Below are 16,920 nucleotides of genomic sequence, written 5' to 3' on the forward strand. Positions count from 1 at the left end.
GGGGCCCCGCCCGCCGTCCCCGCCGCTCGCCGCAACGCCGCGGGAGCCCCCGTGCCCCCGGAGACGCCCGACGAGTGAGCCCGAAAAATACGCTGTCCCCATGAGGCAACGACTGGTGGTCATCGGTGGCGACGCGGCGGGGATGTCCGCCGCGTCGCAGGCGCGCAGGCTCAAGGGGCCGAAGGAGCTGGAGATCGTCGCGTTCGAGCGCGGTCACTTCTCCTCGTACTCGGCCTGCGGCATCCCGTACTGGGTCGGCGGTGACGTCGCCACACGCGACGCGCTGATCGCGCGCTCCCCCGAGGAACACCGGGCGCGCGCCATCGACCTGCGGACGCGGACGGAGGTGACGGCGATCGACGTGCCCGGTCAGCGGGTCCTCGCACGGGACCTGGAGGCCGGCACGGAGACCTGGACGGGCTACGACAAGCTCGTGGTCGCGACGGGCGCCCGGCCCAAGCGGCCGGCGCTGCCGGGGATCGACGCTCCCGGGGTGCACGGGGTGCAGACGCTGGACGACGGGCAGGCGCTGCTCGACTCGCTGGACGCGACGCCGGGGCGCCGGGCGGTCGTGGTCGGCGCGGGCTACATCGGCGTGGAGATGGCCGAGGCGCTCCTCAACCGGGGCTACGAGGTCACGGTCCTGCACCGGGGCGAGCAGCCGATGGCGACCCTGGACCCGGACATGGGCCGTCTGGTGCACCGGGCGATGGACGGTCTGGGGATCACGACGGTCGCCTCGGCGGAGGTCACGAAGATCCTCACCGGTGCGGGAGGCCGGGTGAGGGCGGTGGCGACGGACGGGGCCGAGTACCCGGCGGACGTGGTCGTCCTGGGCATGGGTGTGGTGCCGGAGACCTCGCTCGCCCGCGCGGCGGGGCTGCCCCTGGGGGCGCACGGCGGGCTGCTCACCGATCCGGCGATGCGGGTCCGCGGCCACGAGAACATCTGGGCGGGCGGTGACTGCGTGGAGGTCCTGGACCTGGTCTCGGGCCGCGAGCGGTACGTGCCGCTGGGGACGCACGCGAACAAGCACGGCCAGGTCATCGGGTCCAACGTCGGCGGCGACTACGCGACGTTCCCCGGGGTCGTGGGCACGGCGGTGTCCAAGGTCTGCGACCTGGAGCTCGCCCGGACCGGCCTGCGGGAGAAGGACGCGCGGGAGGTGGGGCTGCGGTACGTGACGGTGACCGTGGAGTCGACGTCCCGGGCCGGGTACTACCCGGGGGCCGCGGCGATGACGGTGAAGATGACGGCCGAGCGGCGCACTGGCCGGCTGCTCGGGGTGCAGATCGTGGGCCGGGAGGGCGCGGCGAAGCGGGTGGACATCGCGGCCGTCGCGCTGACCGCGGGGATGACGGTGGAGCGGATGACGGCGCTGGACCTGGGGTACGCGCCGCCGTTCTCGCCGGTGTGGGACCCGGTCCTGATCGCGGCCCGCAAGGCGACGGCGGCGGTCCGGGCGGCGGGCTGACGACAGCACGACGGCCGCCGGGGTCTCCCCCGGCGGCCGTCGGACGGGCGTGGCGGGTGCGTCAGACCGCGGTCCGGGTGTGCACGTAGTCCACGAGGCGGGTCAGGGCGTCCGGGTCCATCGACGGCATGACGCCGTGGCCCAGGTTGAAGACGTGTCCGTCGAGGTTCTTCGCGGCGGCCAGGACCTCGTCCGTCTTGGCCTCGACGACCTCGCGCCCGGCGAACAGCACGGCCGGGTCCAGGTTGCCCTGGAGCGCCTTGCCGGGGCCGACGCGGCGGGCGGCCTCGTCGAGCGGAACGCGCCAGTCGACGCCGACGACGTCCGCGCCGGCCTCGCCCATGAGGCCGAGCAGCTCGCCCGTACCGACGCCGAAGTGGATGCGCGGGACGCCGTACCCGGCGACCGCGTCGAACACCTTCACGGAGGCCGGCATCACCGAGCGCCGGTAGTCCGCCGGGGCGAGGGCGCCGACCCAGGAGTCGAAGAGCTGGACGGCGGAGGCGCCGGCCTCGATCTGGACCTTGAGGAAGGCCGAGGTGATCTCGGCGAGGCGGTCGAGCAGATCGGCCCACAGCTGCGGGTCGCCGTACATCATCGCCTTGGTGCGCTCGTGGCTGCGCGAAGGGCCACCCTCGACGAGGTAGCTCGCGAGGGTGAAAGGCGCGCCCGCGAAGCCGATGAGCGGGGTGTCGCCCAGCTCCTCGGTGAGCATCCCGATGGCCTCGGTGACGTAGTGGACGTCCTCGGGGGTCAGGTCGCGCAGCCGGTCCAGGTCGGCGCGGGTGCGGATCGGGTCGGCGACGACGGGGCCGACGCCGGGCTTGATGTCGAGGTCGAGGCCGATGGCCTTGAGGGGGACGACGATGTCGCTGAAGTAGATCGCGGCGTCGACCTTGTGGCGGCGGACGGGCTGGAGGGTGATCTCGGTGACCAGCTCGGGCCGCATGCAGGACTCGAGCATGGGGATGCCCTCGCGCACCTTCAGGTACTCGGGGAGCGAGCGCCCGGCCTGCCGCATGAACCAGACGGGGGTGTGCGGCACGGGCTCCCGCCGGCATGCCTTGAGGAACGCGGAGTCGTACGTCCGCGACTGCTGCTTCGTCTGCTGGCCCTGCGGGCGATCGTTGGCACTCACGCCCAGAATCTTCGCATGTGGCGGGAAGCCGCTCGTCCGGGCCGGGTGTCCTCCCTGCACAGAGGCCCCGTTCCGCCTACTCTTCCCCGCATGGCTGCGGCTCAGGGACATTTTTCCGATCATTCCGACGGCGATCGAGGGACGGACGAAACGGCGGACAGTACGGAGGCGAACCCGGTACCCCCCGCGTTCCGCAGGGCGGTGGAGGCGCTGCGTTCGGCGCGGCTGCGGCCCGAGATCGAGATCGAGCCGACGAGGCCCCCGCAGCGCCTCGCCCCTCATGCGTACGCGGTCGAGGCGGCCGTCGTGGACGGCGAGGAGGACCTCGCGGACGGGCGGCTCGTGCTGCTGCACGACCCGGACGGCCACGAGGCCTGGAAGGGCACGTTCCGCCTTGTGACACTGGTCCGGGCGGAGCTGGAGCCGGAGATGGCGGCGGATCCGCTGCTGCCCGAGGTGTGCTGGTCCTGGCTGACCGGGGCCATGGAGGCCCGGGGGCTCGCGTACGGGGAGGCGAGCGGCACGGTCACGATGGCGGGCTCGCACTACTTCGGCGGTCTCGCGGACCGCAGGCCGGCGACGCAGATCGAGATCCGGGCGTCCTGGACGCCGCGTGAGGGTCTGGGCGGGGTGCCGGACACGGGGGCGCATCTGGCGGCCTGGTGCGATCTGCTCTGCCAGATCGCGGGGCTGCCGCCCGTGCCGGCCGACCAGGCGACGGGCGCGGCGGGGACGGTGTCGGGCGCGGGGATCGTCTCGCTGCCCCAGCGGCGGGGGCCGCAGCAGGCCTGAGCGGTGGGATCAAGCCAACCTTCGTCCTTCGGCGTGTCCGAACGACGGCGCCGGCACTCCCTCTCAGGGGTGACACGAGGGGGCCCGCTCGTAGGATGATCGATCACGTGTCCGAATTGCACTAATTGTTACTCACCAAATCGTGATCTTTCCCTAAAGGCGGGCGGCCCAGCTGCCGAAGGAACCAGTGACCCCTTCACAGCACGGGTTCGCCCCCGGCTTCTTCCCCGAGCCGGCTCCGTCCCGCACCCTTCCCCCCAGGAGGCCTGGTGTCCGTTCTCCTCGAGCAGCCCGCAAGCCTGGTCGCCTACCGCCCGAACAAGCCGACGGCCATGGTCGTCGTGGCCGACCCGCGCGTCCGCTCCACCGTGACCCGCCACCTGTGGGCCCTCGGAGTACGCGACGTGATCGAGGCTTCTTCCATCGCGGAGGCACGTCCCCGCGTCGGCAACCCGCGCGACATCTGCGTTGCCGACGTCCACCTGCCCGACGGCAGCGGCCTGACCCTGCTGTCCGAGACCCGCGCCGCGGGCTGGCCCAACGGCCTCGCCCTCTCGGCGGCGGACGACATCGGTGCCGTGCGCAACGCCCTCGCGGGCGGCGTGAAGGGCTATGTCGTCACCGGCACCCGTACGAACATCGGCCACCCGACCCGACCCGGCGCCGCCCCCATCGGCGCCGCGGCCGCGCGGCTCGGCCACCGCCGCCCCCCGGGTGCCCCGAGCCACCCGGGCGGCTACCGCGAGCTCTCCGGCCGTGAGGTCGAGGTGCTCCGGCTCGTCGCGGAGGGCCAGTCGAACAAGGCGATCGGCGTCTCCATGGGCCTCTCGGCCCTCACCGTGAAGAGCCACCTCGCCCGGATCGCCCGCAAGCTGGGCACCGGCGACCGCGCCGGCATGGTCGCCGTCGCCCTGCGGACGGGGATCATCCACTGACGGAGCTCTCGACGAGAAGCCGGCGCCTGTCGACGGAACGTTCCGTCGACAGGCGCTTGCCGTTCACCGATACCCTTGACAGGTGACCGACGCCCAAGAGACCGCAGCAGACACAGCACTGCGCACCACCGGGGGCGGCCCCCGGACGACGATGTCCCTGCGAATGGGCTTCCGATCCCGTTGCTGGAGCCCCGCGAGGGGATTCCGCCCGTCGTCGAGACCGAGGACGCCCTCGCCGAGGTGATCGCCGCCTTCGCGGCCGGCCGCGGCCCCGTCGCCGTGGACGCCGAGCGCGCCTCCGGCTACCGGTACGGCCAGCGCGCCTATCTCGTCCAGCTCCGCCGCGAGGGCGCGGGGACCGCGCTCATCGACCCGGTGGGCTGCCCCGACCTCTCCGGACTCGGCGACGCGCTCGCCGGAACCGAGTGGATCCTGCACGCCGCGACCCAGGACCTTCCGTGCCTGCGCGACATAGGCATGCTCCCGACCTCGCTGTTCGACACCGAGCTCGCCGGGCGGCTCGCGGGCTTCCCGCGCGTCGGCCTCGGCGCGATGGTCGAGTCCGTCCTGGGCTACGCCCTGGAGAAGGGCCACTCCGCCGTGGACTGGTCCACCAGGCCGCTGCCCGAGCCCTGGCTGCGGTACGCGGCCCTCGACGTGGAACTCCTCGTCGACCTGCGGGACGCCCTGGAGAAGGAGCTCGACCGGCAGGGCAAGCTCGAGTGGGCACACCAGGAGTTCGACGCGATCGCCTCGGCCCCGCCCGCCCCGCCGCGCAAGGACCCGTGGCGGCGCACCTCCGGCATGCACAAGGTGCGGCGCCGTCGCCAGATGGCGGTCGTACGCGAGCTGTGGACGGCCCGTGACAAGGTCGCCCAGCGGCGGGACGTCTCCCCCGGCAAGGTGCTGAGCGACGCGGCGATCGTGGAGGCGGCGCTCGCGGTGCCGGTGAACGTGACCGCGCTCATGGCGCTGCCCGGCTACGGCCACCGGACGGGCCGCCGTCAGCTGGAGCAGTGGCAGGCGGCCGTCGACCGCGCCCGTGCCCTGCCCGAGAGCGAGCTGCCCCAGCCGGGCCAGCAGGTGGCCGGCCCGCCCCCGCCGCGCGCCTGGGCGGACAAGGACCCGGTCGCGGCGGCCCGCCTGTCGGCGGCGCGCGCGGCGGTCTCGGCCCTCGCGGAGGAGCTGAACCTGCCGCAGGAGAACCTGATCACCCCGGACACGGTGCGCCGGGTCTGCTGGGAGCCGCCGGCCCCGGCCGACGCGGACGGCGTCGCCGCCGCCCTCACGGGCCACGGTGCGCGCCCCTGGCAGGTCGGCCTGGTGACGCCGCTCCTGGTGAAGGCGCTGACCGCGACCGCGTGACTGGCTCGGAGAGCCCCTGGACGGAGCCCCTGGCGGTGAGAACCGCCAGGGGCTCCGCCCTTTCCATGGGCGGGGCAGCGGCCTCGTGCCGCGGCCGGTACCGGCCTCCGCCCGCCGACTGGCGGCCGTGCCCCGACGCGGCCGTCGCCCCGGGCCGGCCTCCGCCCGGCGACGGACGCCGGCGCCGCGACGCGGCCGCCGCCCTGGGCCCATCGGGTTGCCGGACCGTCCGGACAGACGGGCGTGCGCGAGGGGCGTGCGGTCGGCCTGGTGGCATCCTCGGGGTGTGACCTTCGCCGCTTGGGCCCCAGGGGCTGGGCAGCTTGGTTACCCACAAGTAGCATGGGGGAAGCAAGCGCACGCTTAGGCGTGTGCCGCAGCAGTGCCATCCCGCACCCTGGAGGAGAGCCATCGTGCCTCGTACCGTCAGGGACGTCGTCTTCGTCGACGGCGTCCGCACCCCGTTCGGCAAGGCGGGCCCGAAGGGCATCTACCACGAGACCCGCGCCGACGATCTCGTCGTCAAGGCCATCCGGGAGCTGCTGCGCCGCAACCCCGGCCTCGACCCCGCGCAGATTGACGAGGTCGCCATCGCCGCGACCACGCAGATCGGTGACCAGGGTCTGACCCTCGGCCGCACGGCGGGCATCCTCGCCGGGCTGCCGCAGTCGGTGCCGGGCTACTCCATCGACCGCATGTGTGCCGGCGCGCTGACCGCCGTCACCTCGGTCGCCGGTTCGATCGCCTTCGGCGCCTACGACGCCGTCATCGCCGGTGGCGTCGAGCACATGGGCCGCCACCCCATGGGCGAGGGCGTCGACCCGAACCCGCGGTTCGTGAGCGAGAAGCTGGTCGACGAGTCCGCCCTGTTCATGGGCATGACCGCCGAGAACCTGCACGACCGCTACCCGAGCATCACCAAGCAGCGCGCCGACGAGTACGCCGTGCGCTCGCAGGAGAAGGCCGCCAAGGCGTACGCCGACGGCAAGATCCAGCAGGACCTGGTGCCGATCTCGGTCCGCCGCACCGACGCCTCCACCGGTGAGACCGGCTGGGGCCTGGTCACCGCCGACGAGCCGATGCGCCCGGGCACCACCCTGGAGTCGCTGGCCAACCTGAAGACGCCGTTCCGCGTCCACGGCAACGTCACCGCGGGCAACGCGGCCGGTCTCAACGACGGTGCCACCGCCTCGATCATCGCCTCCGAGGACTTCGCCCGCGAGAACGACCTCCCGGTGAAGATGCGCCTCGTCTCGTACGCCTTCGCCGGCGTCGAGCCCGAGGTCATGGGCTACGGCCCGATCCCGGCGACCGAGAAGGCCCTCGCGAAGGCCGGTCTGTCCATCGAGGACATCGACCTCTTCGAGATCAACGAGGCCTTCGCGGTCCAGGTCCTCGCCTTCCTGGAGCACTACGGCATCGCCGACGACGACGCCCGCGTCAACCAGTACGGCGGCGCCATCGCCTACGGTCACCCGCTCGCCTCCTCCGGCGTCCGTCTGATGACGCAGCTGGCCCGCCAGTTCGAGGAGAACCCGCAGGTCCGCTACGGCCTCAACACGATGTGCGTCGGCTTCGGCATGGGCGCCACGGTCATCTGGGAAAACCCCCACTGGGAGGGCAAGTGAGCACCACCGCCGAGCTTCTGAAGGGCGCCGCGGAGCTCTTCCCCGACGAGGTCGTCACGAGCGCCCACGTACGGCACTTCGAACTGCCCGCGGGTGCGGGCCGGTTCGCCCTGATCACGCTGGACAACGGCTTCGACCACACCAAGCCGACCACCTTCGGCCCGCAGTCGCTCGCCAACCTGAACACGGCGATCGACCAGGTCGAGGCCGAGGCCGCGAACGGTGAGATCACCGGCGTCGGCATCACCGGCAAGCCGTTCATCTTCGCCGTCGGCGCCGACCTCAAGGGCGTCGAGCTGCTGAAGAAGCACGACGAGGCGCTCGCCATCGGCAAGGGCGGCCACGACGTCTTCAAGCGGCTGTCCGCGCTCGCCGTCCCGACCTTCGCGTACTACAACGGCGCGGCCATGGGCGGCGGCGTCGAGGTCGGTCTGCACTGCACCTACCGCACCGTGTCGAAGGCCCTGCCGGCCTTCTCGCTGCCCGAGGTCTTCCTCGGTCTGGTGCCCGGCTGGGGCGGCTGCGCCATCCTGCCGAACCTGATCGGCGCCGAGAAGGCCGTCTCGATCATCATCGAGAACTCGCTGAACCAGAACCGTCAGCTCAAGGGCAAGCAGGTCTTCGAGCTCGGCATCGCCGACGCGCTGTTCGAGGGCGCCGACTTCCTGGAGCAGTCGCTGATCTGGACGGCCTCCGTCCTCAACGGCTCCGTGACGGTCGAGCGCCCCGCGATCGACCGCGGCGAGGCCTGGGACCAGGCCGTCGCCAAGGGCCGTCTCGTGGCCGACTCCAAGGTCCACGGTGCCGCGCCGGCCGCCTACCGCGCCCTCGACATCATCGAGGCCGCCAAGGACGGCGACCTGCAGAAGGGCTTCGACGCCGAGGACCAGGCCCTCGCGGACCTGATCATGGGCGGCGAGCTCCGCTCCGGCATCTACGCCTTCAACCTGGTGCAGAAGCGCGGCAAGCGCCCCGCCGGCGCCCCGGACAAGTCGCTGGCCCGCCCGGTCACCAAGGTCGGCGTCGTCGGCGCCGGTCTGATGGCCTCCCAGCTCGCCCTGCTCTTCCTGCGCCGCCTCGAAGTGCCGGTCGTCCTGACCGACATCGACCAGGAGCGCGTCGACAAGGGCGTGGGCTACGTCCACGCCGAGATCGAGAAGCTGCTCGGCAAGGGCCGCATCAACCAGGACAAGGCCAACCGTCTCAAGGGCCTGGTCTCCGGTGTCCTGGACAAGGCCGAGGGCTTCGCGGACGCGGACTTCATCATCGAGGCCGTGTTCGAGGAGATGTCCGTCAAGCAGAAGGTGTTCGCGGAGGTCGAGGCGGTCGCCCCGGCGCACGCGATCCTCGCCACCAACACCTCCTCGCTGTCGGTGTCGGAGATGGCCTCCAAGCTCCAGCACCCGGAGCGCGTGGTCGGCTTCCACTTCTTCAACCCGGTCGCGATCCTCCCGCTCCTGGAGATCGTCCGCGGCGAGCAGACGGACGACGCCTCGCTGGCCACCGCTTTCGGTGTCGCCAAGAAGCTGAAGAAGACCGCGGTCCTCACCAAGGACGCCCCGGCGTTCGTCGTGAACCGCATCCTGACCCGCTTCATGGGCGAGATCCAGAACGTCATCGACGAGGGCACGTCGGTCGAGACCGCCGAGAAGGCGATCGAGCCCCTCGGCCTGCCGATGTCGCCGCTGGTCCTGCTGGAGCTCGTCGGCCCGGCCATCGGTCTGCACGTCTCCGAGACCCTGAACCGCGCCTTCCCGGAGCGCTTCACCGTCTCGCCGAACCTCAAGCGCGTCGTCGAGGCCGGCAAGCGCGGCTTCTACGTCTACAACGCCGAGAACGGCTTCAAGCCGGAGCTCGACCCGGAGGTCGCCGCCCTCCTCGTCCAGGGCGAGTCCGTCCTGACCGAGGAGCAGGTCCGCGACCGCGTCCTGGACGCGGTGGCGCAGGAGATCGGCCTGATGCTGGAGGAGGGTGTCGTCGCCGAGGCGCAGGACATCGACCTCTGCCTGATCACCGGTGCGGGCTGGCCCTTCCACCTGGGCGGCATCACGCCGTACCTGGACCGTGAGGGCGTCTCCGAGCGCGTCAACGGCAAGCGTTTCCTCGCGCAGGGCGTGGCGAGCGTCCCGGCGTAACACCCGGCCTCGCGCCCCAGGGCGTACGTGAACGGCCCCGGCACCTTCTCCAGGTGCCGGGGCCGTTCGCGTGGGGCCGAGTTACGCGTGGGGCCGTTCGCGGGGGGCAGTGTGCGCGTGGGGCCGTTCGCGTACCGTCTCGGGCGGCTCTCAGGGAGTTCCCCGGTGAGCCCGGGGAACTCCTCGGGACGTCACCCTATGGAGCGCCAGCCCTCCAGGACCAGACCCTCCGTCGACGCCTTCTGACGGGTGGTGATCGGGGCGCCGGAGCCGACCCGGGCCATCGCGACCAGACGCCCGTCGACCCCGCGGGTGAGGACGGCGGCGAGCTCGCCGTGCCGCTCGCCGGTCTCCGACCACTGGATGCCCTCGGTCTCCTGCTCGCTCGGGTAGGCGGCGAGGGCGAGACGGCCGTCGGCGGACTGCTGGGCGAGGACCGTGCGGTCGGAGCCGTCGACGAGACAGCGGGCGGCGGTGAGCCGTCCGGTGCCGACCGCCTTGCCGAGCACCGTCGGCTCCAGGGACCGCTCAGGCGACCAGGCGCGGACCTGGCCGTCCTGGTCCAGGTAGAAGAGGGTGACGTGTCCGGAGGGGCCGGTCGTGGCCGCCAGGGTGCCCATGGTCACCGACGCCGGGAGCAGCTCCTCGCGGATCGGCCGGCCGCCGGACTCGCGCTGTACGTAGCGGACGAGGCCCTTGGCGTGCGAGCTGAACAGCTCGACGAAGCCGGAGCCGTTGGTGATCGCGACCGGCGAGGGGTCGGTCTTCGATCCCATCAGGTCCCACCAGGGGTGCCAGCCGCCCGCGTCCTTCTGGGCCCGCACGCTCAGTCCGCCACCGCCGTTGCGCATGAAGGCGTACACGCGGCCCCGGGCGTCCACCGCGACGGCGGGGTTGCCGGTCCACGGCGCCTTGCCGTTGGAGTGCCCGATCGAGCGCCATTCCAGGGCGGGGCGGCCGGTCTGGAACTGGACGCTGTGGACCAGCTCGACGTGCCCCTCTCCCCCTGCGGTGGGCCGCAGGGCGACGAGGTGGACGTACCGGTCGACGCCCTGGCCGACGGCGAGGAAGGGGGTGAGTCCGCCGGCGGGTCCGGGGCCGCCGAGCGAGACGGGTCCGCTCCAGGATCCGTCGGGCTGCTCGGTCCAGCGCACCACCTCTCCGTCCCTGGGAAGGTAGGCACTGAACCGGCCCTCCGCCCCTCTGGTCAGCCAGGCACCCTGGAGGAGGGGGGCGGTGGAGGAGCCGTCGGAAGGGGCGGTGGGCGCCTGGGATCGATTAGCCATGGGGAGATCCAGCACTCCGGTCGTCGGAAGGAGTTCGGGTACGAGCCGACTGTAGTCGCCCCGCCGAACGGTCCCTTCCGCGCCTGCGGTATCGCCGCCCTGCGGCCCGCTCAGTACTTCGCGCCCTGGCCTTCCCGCCCGAGCCGGCTGTGGCTGCGCCCGTACAGGAAGTACACGACGATGCCGATCGCCATCCAGACCGCGAACCGGAACCAGGTCTCGCCGGGCAGGTTGAGCATCAGCCAGAGCGAGGCGGCGATGGAGAGGATCGGCAGCACGGGCACCCAGGGGGTGCGGAAGGCGCGCGGCAGGTCGGGGCGGGAGCGACGGAGCACGATGACGCCGAACGCGACGACGACGAAGGCGAAGAGGGTGCCGATGTTCACCAGGGTCGCGAGTTCGTTGATGCTGGTGAAGCCGGCGACGATGGCGATGATCACACCGAGCAGGATGGTCGGCCGGTACGGGGTCTTGAAGCGCGGGTGCGTCTTGGAGAAGAAGCGCGGCAGGAGGCCGTCGCGGCTCATCGCGAAGAACACCCGGGTCTGGCCGAGCAGCAGGATCAGACAGACCGTGGTGAGGCCGACGGCGGCACCGAAGCTGATCACGCCCGCGTAGAAGGGATGCCCGGAGGCCTTGAAGGCGTCGGCGAGCGGGGCGCTCACGGACAGCTCGGAGTAGTGCTGCATACCGGTGACGACCAGCGCGACGGCCACGTAGAGCACGGTGCAGATGAAGAGCGAGCCGAGGATGCCGCGGGGCATGTCGCGCTGGGGCAGCTTGGTCTCCTCTGCCGCGGTGGCCACCACGTCGAAGCCGATGAAGGCGAAGAAGACGACCGAGGCGGCGGTGAAGATGCCCATGACGCCGAAGTTGGTCGGCTCGTACCCGAAGAGGAGCTGGACGAGCGGGGAGTCCCAGTTGGAACCGCCGCCCTCGGGGGTGACGGCCGGCGGGATGAAGGGGTCGTAGTTGTCGCCGACGATGAAGAACAGGCCGGCGACGATCACGATCATCACCACGGTCACCTTGATCGCCACGACGAGCGCGGTGATCCGGGCGGACAGCTTCATGCCGAGGACGAGGACGACCGTCAGCACCAGGACGAGGAGGAAGGCCAGGATGTCGAAGGTGCCGCCCGGCGCGTCCGGCCCTTCGAGCGCCGCGGGCAGGTGCCAGTCGATGTTGTCCATGAGCGAGCGGACGTAGCCCGACCAGCCGACGGCGACCACCGCCGTGCCCAGGGCGAACTCCAGGACGAGGTCCCAGCCGATGATCCAGGCGGGCAGCTCGCCGATCGAGGCGTACGCGAAGGTGTACGCCGATCCCGCCACCGGCACCGTCGAGGCGAACTCGGCGTAGCACAGGGCCGCGAGTGCGCACACAATGCCGGCGGCGATGAAGGCGAGGGCCGTCGCCGGGCCGGCGTTCTCCTTGGCCACCTTGCCCGTCAGGACGAAGATGCCGGTGCCGATGATGACGCCGACGCCGAACACCATCAGATCCCATGCGGACAGGGATTTCTTGAGTGCGTGCTCCGGTTCCTCCGTGTCGCGGATCGACTGCTCGACCGTCTTGGTCCGGAAGACGCCGTTGTTGGCGCGTGGCCGCTGGTCCGTACTCACTCGTCGTACCTCCCTGCCATGGGGCTGCCCGCCCTGTGGTCAGAATGCACGCGAAAGGGCCGATCGGCACTCCGAAGAGTGAGCCGATCGGCCCCTGGGTGACGCGGGGTGACCGTGCCGGTCAGTCGCGGGCGGGCTCCACGGCCTGCGCGCTGCTCTCGAATCTGCCGTCGAGACGCGAGACCAGACCGGTGACCTGCCGGGCGATGTCCGGGGCGGTCAGGCCGATCTCCGCCATGACCTCGCCGCGGGAGGCGTGGTCCAGGAAGCGCGGCGGGATGCCGAAGTCACGCAGCGGAACGTCCACCCCGGCGTCGCGGAGCGCCTGGGCGACGGCCGAGCCGACGCCGCCGACGCGGCTGTTGTCCTCGACGGTGACGACGACCCGGTGACGCTCGGCGAGCGGGGCGAGGGCCTCGTCGACGGGCTTGACCCAACGGGGGTCGACGACCGTGGTGGAGATGCCGTGCCGGTCGAGCAGGTCGGCGATCTCCAGGCACATCGGGGCGAGCGCCCCGACGGAGACCAGGAGGACGTCCGGCCGGTCCGAGCCGGGCTCGCGGAGCACGTCCATGCCGCCGACGCGGCGCAGGGCGGGCACGGCGGGGCCGACCGCGCCCTTGGAGAAGCGGACCACGGTGGGGGCGTCGGTGACCTCGACGGCCTCGCGCAGCTGGGCGCGGACCTGGTCGGCGTCGCGCGGGGCGGCGAGCCGCAGGCCGGGGACGACCTGGAGGATCGACATGTCCCACATGCCGTTGTGGGAGGCGCCGTCGGTGCCGGTGACGCCGGCCCGGTCCAGGACGAAGGTGACGCCGCACTTGTGCAGGGCCACGTCCATCAGGACCTGGTCGAAGGCGCGGTTGAGGAAGGTCGCGTAGACCGCGAAGACCGGGTGCAGGCCGCCGGTGGCGAGGCCCGCCGCGGAGACCGCGGCGTGCTGCTCGGCGATGCCGACGTCGAAGACCCGTTCGGGGAAGGCCTTGGCGAACTTGTCGAGGCCGACGGGCTGGAGCATGGCCGCCGTGATGGCGACGATGTCCGCGCGCTCCTTGCCGAGCGCGACCATCTCCTGGGCGAAGACGCCGGTCCAGTCCGCGCCGGAGGAGGAGATGGGCAGGCCCGTGTCGGGGTGGATCTTGCCGACGGCGTGGAAGCGGTCGGCCTCGTCCTGGAGGGCCGGCTGGTAGCCGCGGCCCTTCTCGGTGAGGCAGTGGACGATCACGGGGCCGCCGAAGCGCTTGGCGCGCGTCAGGGCGGACTCCAGGGCCTCGATGTCGTGGCCGTCGATGGGGCCGACGTACTTGAGGCCGAGGTCCTCGAACATGCCCTGCGGGGCGATGAAGTCCTTGAGGCCCTTCTTGGCGCCGTGCAGGGTCTCGTAGAGCGGCTTCCCGACGACGGGCGTGCGCTCCAGGATGTCCTTGCCGCGGGCGAGGAAGCGCTCGTAGCCGTCGGTGGTGCGCAGGGTCGCCAGGTGGTTGGCGAGGCCGCCGATGGTGGGCGCGTAGGAGCGCTCGTTGTCGTTGACGACGATGACGAGCGGGCGGTCCTTGGCGGCGGCGATGTTGTTCAGCGCCTCCCAGGCCATGCCGCCCGTGAGGGCCCCGTCGCCGATGACGGCGACGACGTGGTCGTCCTTCTTGAGGACCTCGTTGGCCTTCGCGAGGCCGTCGGCCCAGCCGAGGACCGTGGAGGCGTGCGAGTTCTCGATGACGTCGTGCTCGGACTCGGCCTGCGAGGGGTAGCCGGAGAGGCCGCCCTTCATCTTGAGCTTCGAGAAGTCCTGGCGGCCCGTGAGCAGCTTGTGGACGTAGCTCTGGTGGCCGGTGTCCCAGAGGACCTTGTCCTTCGGGGAGTCGAACACGCGGTGCAGGGCGATGGTCAGCTCGACCACGCCGAGGTTGGGCCCGAGGTGCCCGCCGGTCTTGGAGACGGCGTCCACGAGGAACGTCCTGATCTCGTCGGCCAGCTGATCCAGCTGTTCCGGGGAGAGCCGGTCCAGATCTCGCGGTCCCCTGATACGGGTCAGCAGAGCCACCCGTGCCTCCTTGCGTTTGAGCTGGTCGAGCTTGCCGATTTGTCGAGTCTAATGTTCCGTCTTGGATCGTGGGCATCGGGCCGGGGGGTGACGCGTCACCCTCACGGCCTACATGTCGCTGATCTGTACGGCTCTGAACGCTGATCCGTACGGCTCCCCGCGGGTCGGGGTACTGCTCCGGACGCAGCAGTGCCCGGCGCCGGTTTCACGGCGCCGGGCGGTGTGGCGAGCGTTACGCGCGCGGGACGGGGTCCCGGGTCGTGTCCGGAAAGCAGCGCCAGGGCGGGACTTTCCGGACACGACCTAGGCGCGTCCTGCCGTCTTCTGCGTCTTGCGGGAGACCGAGTCGATGATCACGGCGATGAGCAGGACCGCTCCGGTGATCATGTACTGGATCGCGTTCGAGGACAGGTTCATCTGGTTGAGGCCCTGGACGATCGACTGGATGACCAGGATGCCGAGGAGCGCCGACCAGACCTTGCCGCGTCCGCCGAACAGGGACGTACCGCCGATGACCGCCGCGGCGATGCACATCATCAGCTGGTTGCCGCCACCGAGGGAGCGGTCGGCGCCGCCGGTCGCGGAGGCGAGGAACAGACCGCCGATCGCGCCCATCGTGCCGGAGATCATGAACACCGAGATCCGGATCCACGAGACGTTGATACCGGCGCGGCGGGCGGCCTCGATGCCACCGCCGACGGCGAAGACCTGGCGGCCGTACGTGGTGCGGCGCAGCACGAAGTCGGTGACGAGCAGGATGACCAGGAAGATCACCAGGGAGAGCGGCAGGCCCTGCTCCTGGTTGAAGCCGTACGCGGCGACGAGGACCAGGACCGCGAGGACGGCGGTGCGCAGGACGATCTCGCTCTGCGGGCGGTGCGGCAGCTCGGCGGACTTGCGGCGGCGGGAGTCGCGCAGCTGGGCGAGGTAGAACGCGGCGACGACGGCCACGGCGAGGCCGTAGGCGGCGGCGACGTCGGAGAAGTAGTACTTGGTGAGGTCGGCGACGAAGCTGCCGATCGGCGTGGGGATGGTGGACTTGTCACCCATCACCCAGGTCTGGAGACCGGCCCAGCCGAGGAAGCCCGCGAGCGTGACGACGAAGGCGGGCACGCCGATCTTGGCGAAGACCAGACCGTGGAAGGCGCCGAGGAGGGTGCCGGACAGGATGCCGAGGAGGATCGCGAGGCCGTCCGGCATGTCGGTGCCGAGGACGCCCCAGACCGAGCCGGCCAGACCCGCCACGGAGCCGACGGCGAGGTCGATCTCGCCGAGCAGCAGCACGAAGACGATGCCGACGGCCATGATGCCGGGGCCGACCGCGTACAGCGTGATCTGGTCGAGGTTGTACGAGGTGATGAAGTTGCCGGTGAGCGCCTGGAAGACGATGCCGATGACGATCAGGCCGACGACGACGGGCAGCGAGCCGATCTCACCGGAGCGGATCTTGCGCTTGAACTCCTCGACGTAACCCTTGAAGCCCTGCTCGCGGACGAGGAGGCGGGGGTCGACGGCGGGGATCGCGGCGGCGGCCGGGACCTCGCTGACCGGGGTCGTCTCGTCGGGGGTACGGGGCTCGGGCACCGCTGCCTCTTCGCTCGCGGTGGGAGGGGTGTTGCTCACTTCGCTACCTCCGCGTTGCGGGCCTGACGGCGGGTCACGGCGTTGTCCGTGGCACCGGTGATCGCGGCGATGATCTCTTCGTGCGTGGTGGTGGCGACCGGGAAGGTGCCGTTGTTGCGGCCCAGGCGGAGCACGGCCACGGTGTCGGCGACGGCCTTCACATCGGCCATGTTGTGGCTGATGAGGATGACGCCGAGGCCCTGCTCGCGCAGCCGCTCGACCAGGTCGAGGACCTGGGCGGTCTGCTCGACGCCGAGGGCGGCGGTCGGCTCGTCGAGGATCACGATCTTGGGGTCGCCGACCAGGGCGCGCGCGATGGCGACGACCTGGCGCTGACCGCCGGAGAGCGCGGCGACGGGGATGCGGACGCTGGGGATGCGGATCGAGAGCGTGGAGAGCAGGTCCTTGGCCCGCTTCTCCATGGCGACCTCGTCGAGGACGCCGCCCTTCTTGATCTCGCGGCCGAGGAACAGGTTGGCGACGACGTCGAGGTTGTCGCAGAGCGCGAGGTCCTGGTAGACGGTCGCGACACCGAGGTTCTGCGAGTCGTGCGGGCGCTGGATCTCGACCTGCTCGCCCTCCCACTCGATGACGCCCTCGTCGATCGGGTGCACACCGGCGATCGTCTTGACCAGCGTGGACTTACCCGCTCCGTTGTCGCCGACGAGCGCGACGACCTCTCCTGCGTGGACTTCGAGATCGACACCGGAGAGGACCTGAACCGCTCCGAACCGCTTGAAGATCCCGCGCAACGCCAGCACGGGCGCCTGCGTCTGGGACACGTGAACCAACTCCTTCGCCGCCCGCGGGCGGCGGCATGTCGCGCCGCCGGTGCAGCGCCAAAGTTCGAGGGGGGGCTGAGCTCGTCCGGCCCCCGG

At 71.4% G+C, this 16,920-nt stretch carries 11 protein-coding genes and 1 pseudogene; 6 read left to right on the forward strand and 6 right to left on the reverse strand.

Annotated elements, in window-relative coordinates:
* The first annotated feature begins 100 nt into the window (after positions 1–100).
* The gene (locus AOK00_RS29310) at positions 101–1,474 is read left to right on the forward strand and encodes an FAD-dependent oxidoreductase (RefSeq protein WP_055603254.1); all 1,374 of its coding nucleotides are present in this window, start codon (positions 101–103) and stop codon (positions 1,472–1,474) included.
* A gap of 61 nt (positions 1,475–1,535) precedes the next feature.
* Here the strand turns inward: AOK00_RS29310 and hemE are convergent, their stop codons facing one another.
* Complete coding sequence (hemE, locus tag AOK00_RS29315) at positions 1,536–2,612, reverse strand: uroporphyrinogen decarboxylase (protein WP_055603255.1); 1,077 nt, start codon at positions 2,610–2,612, stop codon at positions 1,536–1,538.
* A 90-nt stretch (positions 2,613–2,702) separates the two neighbouring features.
* Here hemE and AOK00_RS29320 point away from each other — a divergent pair, with 90 nt between their 5' ends.
* The 5 genes and pseudogenes from AOK00_RS29320 to AOK00_RS29340 all read left to right on the forward strand — a co-directional run bounded on the left by AOK00_RS29320 (position 2,703) and on the right by AOK00_RS29340 (position 9,467).
* Positions 2,703–3,404 carry a DUF3000 domain-containing protein gene (locus AOK00_RS29320; RefSeq protein WP_055603256.1) on the forward strand — a complete coding sequence of 234 codons (702 nt, stop codon included), beginning with the start codon at positions 2,703–2,705 and terminating at the stop codon, positions 3,402–3,404.
* Positions 3,405–3,673: 269 nt separating this feature from the next.
* Entirely contained in the window at positions 3,674–4,339 is a 666-nt protein-coding gene (locus tag AOK00_RS29325) for a response regulator transcription factor (protein WP_015037008.1), read from the forward strand.
* Between the two features lie 82 nt (positions 4,340–4,421).
* Positions 4,422–5,704 (forward strand): annotated as a pseudogene (locus AOK00_RS29330) (HRDC domain-containing protein).
* A 413-nt stretch (positions 5,705–6,117) separates the two neighbouring features.
* A complete protein-coding gene (locus AOK00_RS29335; RefSeq protein ID WP_030322947.1) occupies positions 6,118–7,332 on the forward strand; it encodes a thiolase family protein in 1,215 nt (404 codons plus the stop codon).
* Positions 7,329–9,467, forward strand: a complete 2,139-nt coding sequence (locus AOK00_RS29340; RefSeq protein WP_055603257.1) for a 3-hydroxyacyl-CoA dehydrogenase NAD-binding domain-containing protein — start codon at positions 7,329–7,331, stop codon at positions 9,465–9,467. The genes AOK00_RS29335 and AOK00_RS29340 overlap by 4 nt, the downstream gene beginning before the upstream one ends.
* Positions 9,468–9,658: 191 nt before the next feature.
* Here AOK00_RS29340 and AOK00_RS29345 read toward each other — a convergent pair whose 3' ends face one another.
* From AOK00_RS29345 to AOK00_RS29365, 5 genes are all read right to left on the reverse strand, one after another.
* On the reverse strand, positions 9,659–10,753 hold the full coding sequence (locus AOK00_RS29345) for a hypothetical protein (RefSeq protein ID WP_055603258.1): 1,095 nt from the start codon (positions 10,751–10,753) through the stop codon (positions 9,659–9,661).
* A gap of 110 nt (positions 10,754–10,863) precedes the next feature.
* A complete protein-coding gene (locus AOK00_RS29350; protein WP_055603259.1) occupies positions 10,864–12,378 on the reverse strand; it encodes an amino acid permease in 1,515 nt (504 codons plus the stop codon).
* A 121-nt stretch (positions 12,379–12,499) separates the two neighbouring features.
* The gene (gene dxs, locus AOK00_RS29355; protein ID WP_055603260.1) at positions 12,500–14,419 is read right to left on the reverse strand and encodes a 1-deoxy-D-xylulose-5-phosphate synthase; all 1,920 of its coding nucleotides are present in this window, start codon (positions 14,417–14,419) and stop codon (positions 12,500–12,502) included.
* Positions 14,420–14,722: 303 nt separating this feature from the next.
* On the reverse strand, positions 14,723–16,042 hold the full coding sequence (locus tag AOK00_RS29360; RefSeq protein ID WP_055603261.1) for a sugar ABC transporter permease: 1,320 nt from the start codon (positions 16,040–16,042) through the stop codon (positions 14,723–14,725).
* A complete protein-coding gene (locus AOK00_RS29365) occupies positions 16,039–16,833 on the reverse strand; it encodes an ATP-binding cassette domain-containing protein (RefSeq protein ID WP_030322939.1) in 795 nt (264 codons plus the stop codon). The genes AOK00_RS29360 and AOK00_RS29365 overlap by 4 nt, the downstream gene beginning before the upstream one ends.
* Positions 16,834–16,920 lie beyond the last annotated feature (87 nt).

This window comes from Streptomyces aureus (genome assembly GCF_001418135.1).
Lineage (GTDB): Bacteria > Actinomycetota > Actinomycetes > Streptomycetales > Streptomycetaceae > Streptomyces > Streptomyces aureus_A.